General features: G+C 40.0%; 15 protein-coding genes. 1 reads left to right on the top strand and 14 read right to left on the bottom strand.

Translation table 11 applies throughout. From position 1 onward, the window contains the following. Positions 1-56 precede the first annotated feature (56 nt). From A5883_RS15970 to A5883_RS15900, 14 genes are all read right to left on the bottom strand, one after another. A complete protein-coding gene (locus A5883_RS15970; RefSeq protein ID WP_086339042.1) occupies positions 57-863 on the bottom strand; it encodes a ParA family protein in 807 nt (268 codons plus the stop codon). Continuing rightward, positions 860-1,120 carry a hypothetical protein gene (locus A5883_RS15965; RefSeq protein WP_176324018.1) on the bottom strand — a complete coding sequence of 87 codons (261 nt, stop codon included), beginning with the start codon at positions 1,118-1,120 and terminating at the stop codon, positions 860-862. The genes A5883_RS15970 and A5883_RS15965 overlap by 4 nt, the downstream gene beginning before the upstream one ends. Next, complete coding sequence (locus A5883_RS15960) at positions 1,117-1,311, bottom strand: hypothetical protein (RefSeq protein WP_086339041.1); 195 nt, start codon at positions 1,309-1,311, stop codon at positions 1,117-1,119. The genes A5883_RS15965 and A5883_RS15960 overlap by 4 nt, the downstream gene beginning before the upstream one ends. A 227-nt stretch (positions 1,312-1,538) precedes the next feature. Next, positions 1,539-2,237 carry a DNA/RNA non-specific endonuclease gene (locus A5883_RS15955; RefSeq protein WP_086339040.1) on the bottom strand — a complete coding sequence of 233 codons (699 nt, stop codon included), beginning with the start codon at positions 2,235-2,237 and terminating at the stop codon, positions 1,539-1,541. A 27-nt stretch (positions 2,238-2,264) separates the two neighbouring features. Then, the gene (locus A5883_RS15950; protein ID WP_086339039.1) at positions 2,265-2,792 is read right to left on the bottom strand and encodes a hypothetical protein; all 528 of its coding nucleotides are present in this window, start codon (positions 2,790-2,792) and stop codon (positions 2,265-2,267) included. Between the two features lie 10 nt (positions 2,793-2,802). Further along, positions 2,803-2,982 carry a DUF6906 family protein gene (locus A5883_RS15945; RefSeq protein WP_086339038.1) on the bottom strand — a complete coding sequence of 60 codons (180 nt, stop codon included), beginning with the start codon at positions 2,980-2,982 and terminating at the stop codon, positions 2,803-2,805. 87 nt (positions 2,983-3,069) lie between these two features. Continuing rightward, complete coding sequence (ssb, locus tag A5883_RS15940; RefSeq protein WP_086339037.1) at positions 3,070-3,501, bottom strand: single-stranded DNA-binding protein; 432 nt, start codon at positions 3,499-3,501, stop codon at positions 3,070-3,072. A gap of 47 nt (positions 3,502-3,548) precedes the next feature. After that, the gene (locus A5883_RS15935; RefSeq protein WP_086339036.1) at positions 3,549-3,728 is read right to left on the bottom strand and encodes a hypothetical protein; all 180 of its coding nucleotides are present in this window, start codon (positions 3,726-3,728) and stop codon (positions 3,549-3,551) included. Positions 3,729-3,733: 5 nt separating this feature from the next. After that, positions 3,734-4,147 carry a hypothetical protein gene (locus A5883_RS15930; protein ID WP_086339035.1) on the bottom strand — a complete coding sequence of 138 codons (414 nt, stop codon included), beginning with the start codon at positions 4,145-4,147 and terminating at the stop codon, positions 3,734-3,736. Between the two features lie 246 nt (positions 4,148-4,393). Next, positions 4,394-4,684, bottom strand: coding sequence for a hypothetical protein (locus tag A5883_RS15925; protein ID WP_254907881.1), 291 nt, complete (start codon positions 4,682-4,684; stop codon positions 4,394-4,396). A gap of 46 nt (positions 4,685-4,730) precedes the next feature. After that, positions 4,731-5,081 (bottom strand): hypothetical protein, encoded by a 351-nt coding sequence (locus tag A5883_RS15920; protein WP_086338525.1) that lies wholly within the window; start codon positions 5,079-5,081, stop codon positions 4,731-4,733. A 57-nt stretch (positions 5,082-5,138) separates the two neighbouring features. Further along, positions 5,139-5,486, bottom strand: coding sequence for a hypothetical protein (locus A5883_RS19285; RefSeq protein WP_176324004.1), 348 nt, complete (start codon positions 5,484-5,486; stop codon positions 5,139-5,141). 2,232 nt (positions 5,487-7,718) lie between these two features. Continuing rightward, complete coding sequence (locus A5883_RS15905) at positions 7,719-8,192, bottom strand: hypothetical protein (RefSeq protein WP_086339033.1); 474 nt, start codon at positions 8,190-8,192, stop codon at positions 7,719-7,721. A gap of 20 nt (positions 8,193-8,212) precedes the next feature. Further along, positions 8,213-8,788 carry a streptococcin A-M57 gene (locus tag A5883_RS15900; RefSeq protein WP_086339032.1) on the bottom strand — a complete coding sequence of 192 codons (576 nt, stop codon included), beginning with the start codon at positions 8,786-8,788 and terminating at the stop codon, positions 8,213-8,215. Positions 8,789-9,088: 300 nt separating this feature from the next. On the opposite strand from A5883_RS15900, the gene A5883_RS15895 reads away from it, so the two are divergent. Beyond that, a partial coding sequence (locus tag A5883_RS15895; RefSeq protein ID WP_176324017.1) for an IS110 family transposase occupies positions 9,089-9,649 on the top strand: 561 nt, incomplete at its 3' end.

Below are 9,649 nucleotides of genomic sequence, written 5' to 3'. Positions count from 1 at the left end.
GTACATCATTCTAGTACATCATTCTAGTACATCATTCTAGTACATGGCAAGCCTCGCTAGCGCTGGCTTGCCACATCATCAATCGTTGTTTTGATCACTTCTAATGCCTGCACGGTCTCTTCTCGAAAAACACGGTATTTCTCTTGCTGGTACTTTGCTTCGTCAAACAAATCCAGCACCGTTTTTTGTTGCAATCCCGCTTCATCAAACGCGGTTCGATCTTGAAAGTACCCTAAAAATTGCGGCGTTTCCGCAATCACCTGTTTGAACTGACGAGAAACATCCGTGTTATGCGCAACTTTATTCCCTACAAAGGCCACTTTTGCCCGCACATAGCTTTCTCCCGTGAATAGATCCCGCAATTCTTCGGTCAAGAAGGATACATGCTCTTCTAAATTCATTAACGCTTCAAATCCATCCGCACTTGGATCAGAAACCCCTAAAACCAAATCAGAAACAACCAGCATATTATTCGTGGTGAGATTGCTATCGTTGCGTGTATCAATGACTACGTACTCATATTCCTCAAACGTCGTATACTGGCGTAAATAACTCGCAAAGACCAGCGTATTATTGATTCGAGACACCAATTCCGTATTGACTTGTTCCAGCTCTGGTGACCCGCAAACGAGGTCTAGCCCTTCCCGTACGTTCATCGGAAACACTTCTTGTTTTCGAAACAGTCGTGAAAGCTTCGCTTCTTCCTGACTGTCAGAAACAAATCGTTTCGTCGCATTGCCGCTTTCGTCCGCATCCACCAAACACGTTTTTCCAAATCGTGAAAGATACACAGCTAATAGACAGGAAATACTCGTTTTGCCTGTACCCCCTTTTTTGTTGTTTATTGTGATCACTTTTGTCATTTTTTCTTTCTCCTTTCATACGGGCCAAAGGATTTCATGAGCTGATACTCTGCGCGGATCATTCGTTCCAATGTATGCGCAGGATAATACCGCACATTGCTTTCTACTTGATCCCTTGCGACAAGTTCTTCCCACATCCTTTTCGCCTCTTGTGATACCAGGCAATCAATTCTGGCTTTTGGCTCCACACCTAAAACAGCTGGCTCCACATGTGGAGTCTTTGTGTTTACATGTGGACCTGTTTTGTGGTTGTTCATCGGATCCCTCCTCTTCTTTTTCGACGGGTGTACTGATAACCAAAACCCGCATAGGCTCGTCTTGGACTTTTGTACCCGTACCCTTGACAATCATCCACGATTTCGCCTGTCTGGGTGTCAACGATCACAAACCGAGCATTCCCTCGTTTAGACAATGTCGGTGAAAGGATCGCTCGATAGTGTCGATACATCCCTCATTTCCTCCTTATTTGCTCGTTTTGCCGCCTGACGGCGCCTATAAGCGAATTCATCCCACGCAAGGTATAAATAGACCCCCAACCAACAAAACAGCCCTAAGCGCAAAAGAAATGGCAAAAACTGCGTGCACATCCCTAATAAGAAAATGCCAGCCATCAATCGGTGATTCATGGTGATCCCTCCTTCTTCCATTGGTTTTTCTCCTTCCAGTCCTTGTTTTTTAAGGTGAATGGGGTGATTCCTTTGCTTTTCCAGTCTGATAATCCAGCACTACCCCTGTTTGAACATTGTGCACATACACACAAATAGACAACGCCTCGTCTTCCACACTTTGGGCTTCGATCTTTACTCCTCGTGCGACCAACTCTTCCCCTCGAAAATCCGGTGTGACACGATAACGAACATGATTGCCGGTACTTCGCAGATACTCCGCCACTTGATTTTCAATCTCTACCATGCCTGGCGTGTTAAACGCACGTGTCCCCGTCATCAAATTTTTGGGATTGTTATTCTCTCCTGTCAACTGAAAGCCGATCAAATGGCATCGATTGTACAAATAGTCCCCATTTTTCAATTTCTTTTGATTCCATCCGGTAGGATTGATAAACAATCGTTCCCGTTCTTCTGTCGGCATCATACTTTTATGCAACAAAGCGTTCGCTTCTCCTACACGGTTGAATGCATCTAAATCCGAGAACGTTTGCCATGTGCCTTGGTCTAATGACAACTCCTCTTTAGAAAAACGCGGTTTTTCTAGCGTTTCTACTAGCTCTATCGTCGAATCAGTGGGCTGTGCCTGTTGGAAGGCTTGACATCCTTCACGCAAACTATCGATTCGTTCACATCCTGCACTGACAAAAAGCAAGAAAACAAAGAAGCTGACAAACCATCCTTTCGCTTGGTTTAATTGGTGGTTCATTTCCTGTGATCCTCCGTTTCTTCTTTTTTAGCAATTGTTCGGCCACAAATACCATTCGGTATCCCCGGAAACCTGCATCTTGCCCCGAGCAGATACGTAACCATAGAGGATGGCTGCTTCAGAAATCACCGCTTCCTCGCAGACTTCGGCACATCCACAGACTTGTGCGTCATCATAAACAATTGCTTCACCGTACACCCTGGCATAACTGTATACCTGGGCATCGCCAAAGACATGTGCTTGACCTGAAACACGGGCTTGATCATAAATCCGAGCATCATCATGGATTTGGACTTGTTCTGCGACCATTGCCTGGCCGTATACATGCGCTTGATCATAAATACGGGCATCATGAAGCACACAAGCATCCTCATAGACTTTTGCCTCATCGTAAAGCCAGCAGCTCCCTTCCTGACTTAAGTTCTTTTCTCCTTCGACAAAGCCACCTAACGCACCTGCTTCAACCGTTCCAAACGCTCGTACTGCTCGAATACGGCGCAACAGACGTCCTTTTACTTCTATCGTTTCGTTTGTCAATTCATATTTTTTATTCATCGATCCTCACCTATCCTTTCTTATGGAGTAACAATTCTTTTTTCTTTCCAGTGTCTTTGTGCATCACAATCATTTTTTCATCTGTCACCTGACAAACCAGCCAATTCTTAGGATTAAGCGTGCCTTTGCCTGATTTGTGCCCAGCAATCCATTCTTTTTGTTTGCGTGTTGGGTTTCTTCCTTGTCTCATTGTCTTACACTCCTTCTTCTTATTTCCCTTACCTGCCAACGCTTTTGTTCGTTGGCAGGATCAAGGGCTTTCTGTTTGATAAAGCACTCAAAATGGTAAATCGTCGTCGTGAATCTCAATGCCTCCAGTATAGAGATCCGAAGGAGTTTCTACCGGTGCATGTGTTGATTGCGTACCGACTTGTCGCTGTTCATTGACTGCTTTGGATTCTAACAAGGTGAAGGTTAAGACAAAGACCTCCGTGATATACACCCGTTGGCCTTGTTTATTCTCATACGAACGGGTTTGGACTCGACCAGTAATTCCGATCAGACTGCCCTTGCGGGTATATTTGGCAAGCGATTCGGCAGCTTTGCCCCAGATGACACACTGAATGAAATCCGCTTCTCGTTGTCCTTGTGCGTTGGTAAAGTTCCGATTCACTGCTAGGGTAAACGTTGCGACCGCTGTTCCTTTCACGGTATATCTCAAATCCGCATCTTTTGTTAATCGTCCGACTAAAGTTACACTGTTCAACATTTGTATTTCTCTCCTTACTTGTTTATTTTTTGTTTTTTTCCATTTGTTTACAACCAATACTGATAAAACAACCAGCCACAGGCCAAAAGAATCAATACGGTGATCACGCCTTTAACCATTCCCTTGACTGCTTTTCGCAACACCCCCACGGTCATGGATCGAATAAAGCCTACACCTACTGTACTCGCCAAAATCGGGATCAATTTTTCTATGACTTCTTGTGACATCTTTCTCACTCCTTTCTGATTTGTCGTTTCTTTTTCTGATCTGAACGCCCTATTTCTAAGCCTATACGTCTAAGTTCCTTGGCTTTATGAAGCGATCGAACAAAATCAATAGCTAAAATTTTTGGTTCTTTTTCTAAGGTATACCAGCCGTTATATGCATACCACCAATTACATACATATCCTTTCGGAATAGTTCTTTCGTATCTTTCTTTACAACTATTACGTGGACACCAAATTGCCTCTGCGTTGATAAAGTGTTCGTTGATGTCCTCATACGGATAAGGCTTTTTTCTATTGTCTGTCCACCCACAAAGAGAACATTGGAATGGTTCGTTTCTCTTCATCAAAATCACTTCTTTAACTCTTCCAGCCGTTCGAATGTAAAAGACCATTGTGGCAAAGCATACTTCTGCCCACATGCCGGACATTTCCATACACGTGTTTCAATGAAATGTGGTGCGCCACAAGGCAAGCGCTTAAAATGCACGATATGTTTTGCCCGTTCCCCACAGTCACAAGTGACATAAGTCGGTGGCCACTCCGGATGGAGCATAGAATCGATCGGTACATGATAGCGGTTATAACAACGACGATTGGTTTGAATAAACATGAGGCATTCTCCTTTCTCTCAAGGGAAGAAACCTTCCCTTGAGTATGTGATTGATTTAGAGGATCATTTCTACTGGTTCAATAACCAATTCTCCGTTTTGTTTGGCAATAAGTGTAGGCAAGATCTTTTGTAACCATGGTTGGTTCGGTACCTGGTCTAGAAAATTACCGATGGTTGTTAGAAGCAAGGTATCGCTCGTATGTTCGACTAAATAAACCGATTGAAACGGGCTTAGACTAGCAACATAATTGACAATGTTTTCATTCGTTTGTTCAAAAGATCCTAAATAGTCGTGCGTATTCCGGTCGTAACAATCGACCATTGAACAGGTTTTTCTTTTTGTCATGGCAAGTACTCCTCGTAAATTTTTTCGGGCAAGGGGCTTATGCCCCTTAACAATATCCAGCAAGTTGATCAAAGAAGAATTCAGTGTCAAAAGTAGCTTTCGACTTTGCGGCGGCAGAAACAAATCCCCAAAATTCTTTTTCTAAGCAAGAATAGCTAAAGAAAAAGTAAGGATATTTTTCTTCTAGTTCTTCTTGTGTATCGGCCCAACAGACATTTAGAATGAGATCATTTTGTCCATCAATTTTGGTATAAATGAGTGTAGTAGAAACAACATTTTCTTCAGCTACTGCGTTTAGCCATTGTTCAAAGATTTCTGGACAACCAATTGCCCGAACATCCCAGTTTAGTAATTGTTCTTTTGTTAGTTTGCCAATTAAATTTGTGTTGTTCATCATGTGAAATCTCTCCTTAAAATAATTTTTTATTTTGAACCAAGAGGGAAAAGATCCCTCTTAGTAATAACTGCTTTCATAAACCGATTGTCCATCATAGCGATAAAAGGTGTCCCAACTGCGATTGCCGTAGAGTTCATTTGGATGGTTCGGGTTGATTCGTTTTTGAACAATACTGTCTTTGGTTCGTGCAAGTGGATAATCGATAAATTCATTTGGTATTGGCATTGTTTCGCCACTCATAGAAGTATATGTTTTGACAGTCTGCTTTTTTAATGGTCGAAACCAGGCTGTTTTTTCCGTTAATTTCACGATTTGCCAGAAAGTAACATTCGTTTGTTCATAGCCCCAGGAGCTATAAAAGATGTCTCCGACTTGGTACAGGGTGTTTTTTGTTTGTGTAGTCATCGATGATTCCTCCTTAAAAATATGTTTTTTACTTACTTTGGAATTTGTGCCTCCCCCACCCACCTTTTCGGTTGAGGGAGTGAGGCGCTGGGGTTTGGGGGTGCAACCCCCAAGGTCTTGATTCGACTTCGTTTTTAGAAGAAGTCCTGCTTGCTTGATTGTGCTTTTCAGTTGTCAAAGAACTTAGTGGACTTCTGTTTAGTGTCCCTTTTCGTATATCGGTCGTTCGGCATAACCGTCTCGAAACCATGTTCTGCCTGCTGAAAAGGGCCAGCGAAAAAATAGAAAAAATGGCGGGTTTCTATTTTTTCTATTTTTGGTCCAAAATTTTCCCAAAATTTTGGCGCTGGTGCACTTTACCCTTGGAAGCAGGCAGGTTATGGTTTAGGTTATACTGCCCGAATGACTGATAGACGATTAGGGACTCTTCGAATGTCCACGACTTTGAGAACGGAAAAATCAAGTGCTTGATCTTCTGAAAAACAAGTCGGGTTCAGGGGCCTTGGCGACTGAACCCTTACGGCGGCTCGCCGACGAAAAAAAGGAATGAAGCTCGGCTTCATTCCTTCCATTTCCCGTGAGCGCAGCGAACCATTGCTATGCCTTCGGTTATTTCTATTCAGATTACATCCACAAGACTTGGGTTCCGGAAGAGCGGCGGCGGTGGTTGGAGCGATGAAGGAACCTGGCAAACAAAAGACAAAAAACACAGAAACTAAATCTTGATTTTTTCTGTATCTGTTTCGGTTTTCCTTTCTTGCAAATTTGTGTTCTGGACAGCCCCAAGAACATTGGGGCGCAGTCCCAGGGGTTGATTCCCCCCTCTTTCAAAAGAGCTTGAAAGAGGGGTTAGGGGGAGTTAGTTTTGAGACCCCATGATTGGGGTAGGGGTTGAGCTTTTTCTTTTGTTTTATTTTTTCACCAGCAAAAAAATGCGCCTACCTTCTCTTTTCGTTTTGTTGTTCCCGGCGCTTGGTATTTTTTTCGTAGTTTGGCAATTCCTGACCACTTTCGGTCATAAGAGGGTTTTTAACCCACGTTGAGCGAAAGTGGTCAGGAATTGCCAAGGCGGAGAAAGCCTTTGATACCAAGCGCCGGGAACATTTCATCAAAAAAGCAAAAGATGTAGGAAAGGATATACCAATGGATATACCAAAGGATATAGGAAAAGATGTACCAAGGGGTATAAAAATCAACCGATTTTTGCTTATTTTTCTGTTTTTCGTGTGTCAATTGAGTCAATTTGATTCGTAATTTTTCTATCAACAGTTGTCTTTTCATCAACAAATTTTTTGCAAAACTGATCTCAATCATCGATAATTGAAATCAAAATAAATATCAATTAAATACATCGGTGGATAACAATTGACAACTGATTCGTGGGGAAAATGATCGTCAGCTAGTAATTTTTTATTAATCTTTTTCAGTTTATATTTCGATATAATTACTCGTTTTTTGCTGCATGTTTGAATCATTTTATATACGAAATTCAATTTAATAATCAATTAAATATATCTGATTCGCATCTTTTTGTATAAAAAACGACACACAAAAAACAAGTGATTGACGTGCAATTTGCATGCGAATGACGGTCAAATTGTTTGTGTATCGCATAAAAATAACTAATGTTTCATTTGCCGTTTTTCTGCAAAAGGCAATTAATTTATCGATAAATCGCATGCGCTTTTCCTTTCAAATGATTTCAATTTGATAATTAGTTTTTGAATATGTGTCACTAAAAAGGAAATGATTTGTCTATCAAACAACGAAAAATGGCAATGATTTCACTAATTATTTTCTAACAATAGATAAACAAATTTACTGATATTTTTTTGAATAATTGGCAGCAATTGATGGTGAAAATGAGGTATAAGATACAAAGGATTGGCAGGAGAATCGTTTGTCAGTTGCCGCCGATTAATATGTATTTCGCATATAACAATTTGGCAACAGGTTATTTATTTTACACTAACCACAAGATATAGTAATTCCGATAATGTCAGTAAATATAATTGATTCTCTCTTTGTCTTTTATGCTATGCAAATAAAAATTGAGTTTTGGAAGAGCAATGACGGTGATTGGAACGATGAAGAAACCTGATTGAGGATAAAAAAATAAACATCAATAAAAAGGCTCTATTTCCAAGATATTTTTACTGGAAATAGATACCTTTTTTATTGATTTATTCCTTATTCTTTTCTTAGAAACAACAAAGTAAACCACCAACACGATTACTCAATTGTTTTATCCATTGTAAGTAACCCACAAAAATTTTGTCGCTTCATTTCAAAAAAGTTTTGTGTAGAAAAATCATCCCCTGTTACTTTTGCTACATGATAATAATATTTTTTCTCGGCTTCAATTGTTAACAAATAACCAGAATTCATCCCTAAACTAGAATAATTTTTAATTTCGAATTTTTTAATATCCGATTTAGAAAAACGAATAAGCTTTTTTCTAAATGATTCCTCTTTTAAATTTACTAAAGAAACACCATTACCTATTTTCTTCACAATCACTTCACTAGGAGTACATACAAATAAAACAATATTCGTAATCATCCCCTGCAACAAAGCATCAAAAGGTAAACTATTTAAAATAGGGTGGACATAACTATAACATGTAAAATAATTATTCTGAGGTTTCACTTTTAAAAACTTTAAAAAAGAAATTATTTGTTTCTCTAAACCATCCTCTTTACTCACATACTCACTCCCTCGTTTATTTAATTACCCCAACAAGATACAGCATTAATCGCTATACCAGCTGCAATTGTTACAGCATTAAATTTTGCAAATTGTGCAGGAGATAAACTTTTTTTAGCCGCATTTAAGAGTATTTTAACTGCATAATCATAATTTTTCCCTTGTAAAGCATTGATCAGAGTTTGCATTAAATTTTCACGATTAAGAATATCCCAAACAACTCCGCCAAATGGTAAAGAATTCATTACAACACATGCTGCATATTTTTGAAGATCTCGTTTTTGACGTCCTCCCGCTGTCTGAACAAAATTATCTAAAATAAATCTACCAACTATTCCCTCAGGACCAGATAACTCCGCTTGTTTTTGTATAGCTTCTAAATCAGTAACAACATAACGATGAGATTCTCTATCGACATAACCAACCTCTTCTAGATAAAATTTCAAACTTTCAACAGCTTGTTTTTCTTGTGTCTCAATATCAAAAAACTCATTCGATTTTTCAGCCGCATATACACTTGTTCCAGCACTCACAAATACACTAAATCCAAGCAATAACACTCCAACAAACGAAAACAACTTAAATAATCGAGTCATTTTGTCTCCTCCTACTACAATATATTTATAGGTTATAAGGCACTACTAGTATCATTAGTAATCCCTTTGATCTATCATGTTGCTTAAGCTGTTAGAATGAGAGGGCAATGGTCGGGCATTCTCCTCCTTGGACTTTACGTCCGTAAAAAAGTCTGCCAACCAGCTGCTCATTCACAGCGTTCGTTTTATGCAGGTTGAACTGCTGTTTCCCAGTACGTTCGTGTCACACCCCAGTAGATTGAATCGGCAATGTGTTTATGCTGGCTTTCCATTGCGAATAATCTGAAGGAGCTGATCATCTTGAACGCAGTAGGTATTGATGTTGCTAAAAGTAAAAGTGTTGTTTCGATCATTCGACCTTTCGGTGAAGTGATTTCTAGCCCTTTTGAACTCTGCCATACTTCTAGAGACATTGATGAATTTATTCATTCTCTTTCCAAACTTGAAGGAGAGGTTAGAATCGTCATGGAGTACACAGGCCGCTATCACGAGCCTGTCGCTCATTGGCTTACCGATGCGGGTTTTTATGTCAGTTTGGTCAATCCAAAACTCATTAAAGATTTTGGAAACAATTCCCTTCGTAAAGTGAAATCTGACAAAAAGGATGCCGTCAAAATCGCTCGTTATGCGCTTGACAACTGGAATGACCTGCGACAGTATAACCTTATGGATAAGACAAGAGACCAACTAAAAATCATGAACCGACAGTTTGATTTTTACATGAAACATAAAACAGCTCTCAAAAATAATCTCATTTCTCTTTTAGATCAAACGTTTCCTGGGGCGAATACTTTTTTTACCAGCCCTGTTCGAAAAGACGGCAGTCAAAAATGGGTTGATTTTGTCACCTCTTTTTGGCAC

The organism is Enterococcus sp. 5B3_DIV0040 (assembly GCF_002140755.1).
Taxonomy (GTDB): Bacteria; Bacillota; Bacilli; order Lactobacillales; family Enterococcaceae; genus Enterococcus_D; species Enterococcus_D casseliflavus.
The sequence above is the reverse complement of the archived record's forward strand: the minus strand, read 5'-3'. Positions and strand labels throughout refer to the sequence as shown.

What these genes read in the sequence shown, in the direction of transcription:
- A5883_RS15945 (WP_086339038.1), bottom strand. Translation starts at nt 2,982, where the DNA reads ATGAGACAAGGAAGAAACCCAACACGCAAACAAAAAGAATGGATTGCT.
- A5883_RS15925 (WP_254907881.1), bottom strand. Translation starts at nt 4,684, where the DNA reads ATGACAAAAAGAAAAACCTGTTCAATGGTCGATTGTTACGACCGGAAT.
- A5883_RS15970 (WP_086339042.1), bottom strand. Translation starts at nt 863, where the DNA reads ATGACAAAAGTGATCACAATAAACAACAAAAAAGGGGGTACAGGCAAA.
- A5883_RS19285 (WP_176324004.1), bottom strand. Translation starts at nt 5,486, where the DNA reads ATGACTACACAAACAAAAAACACCCTGTACCAAGTCGGAGACATCTTT.
- A5883_RS15900 (WP_086339032.1), bottom strand. Translation starts at nt 8,788, where the DNA reads ATGACTCGATTATTTAAGTTGTTTTCGTTTGTTGGAGTGTTATTGCTT.
- A5883_RS15935 (WP_086339036.1), bottom strand. Translation starts at nt 3,728, where the DNA reads ATGTCACAAGAAGTCATAGAAAAATTGATCCCGATTTTGGCGAGTACA.
- A5883_RS15955 (WP_086339040.1), bottom strand. Translation starts at nt 2,237, where the DNA reads ATGAACCACCAATTAAACCAAGCGAAAGGATGGTTTGTCAGCTTCTTT.
- A5883_RS15950 (WP_086339039.1), bottom strand. Translation starts at nt 2,792, where the DNA reads ATGAATAAAAAATATGAATTGACAAACGAAACGATAGAAGTAAAAGGA.
- A5883_RS15960 (WP_086339041.1), bottom strand. Translation starts at nt 1,311, where the DNA reads ATGTATCGACACTATCGAGCGATCCTTTCACCGACATTGTCTAAACGA.
- A5883_RS15930 (WP_086339035.1), bottom strand. Translation starts at nt 4,147, where the DNA reads ATGTGGGCAGAAGTATGCTTTGCCACAATGGTCTTTTACATTCGAACG.
- A5883_RS15965 (WP_176324018.1), bottom strand. Translation starts at nt 1,120, where the DNA reads ATGAACAACCACAAAACAGGTCCACATGTAAACACAAAGACTCCACAT.
- ssb (WP_086339037.1), bottom strand. Translation starts at nt 3,501, where the DNA reads ATGTTGAACAGTGTAACTTTAGTCGGACGATTAACAAAAGATGCGGAT.
- A5883_RS15920 (WP_086338525.1), bottom strand. Translation starts at nt 5,081, where the DNA reads ATGATGAACAACACAAATTTAATTGGCAAACTAACAAAAGAACAATTA.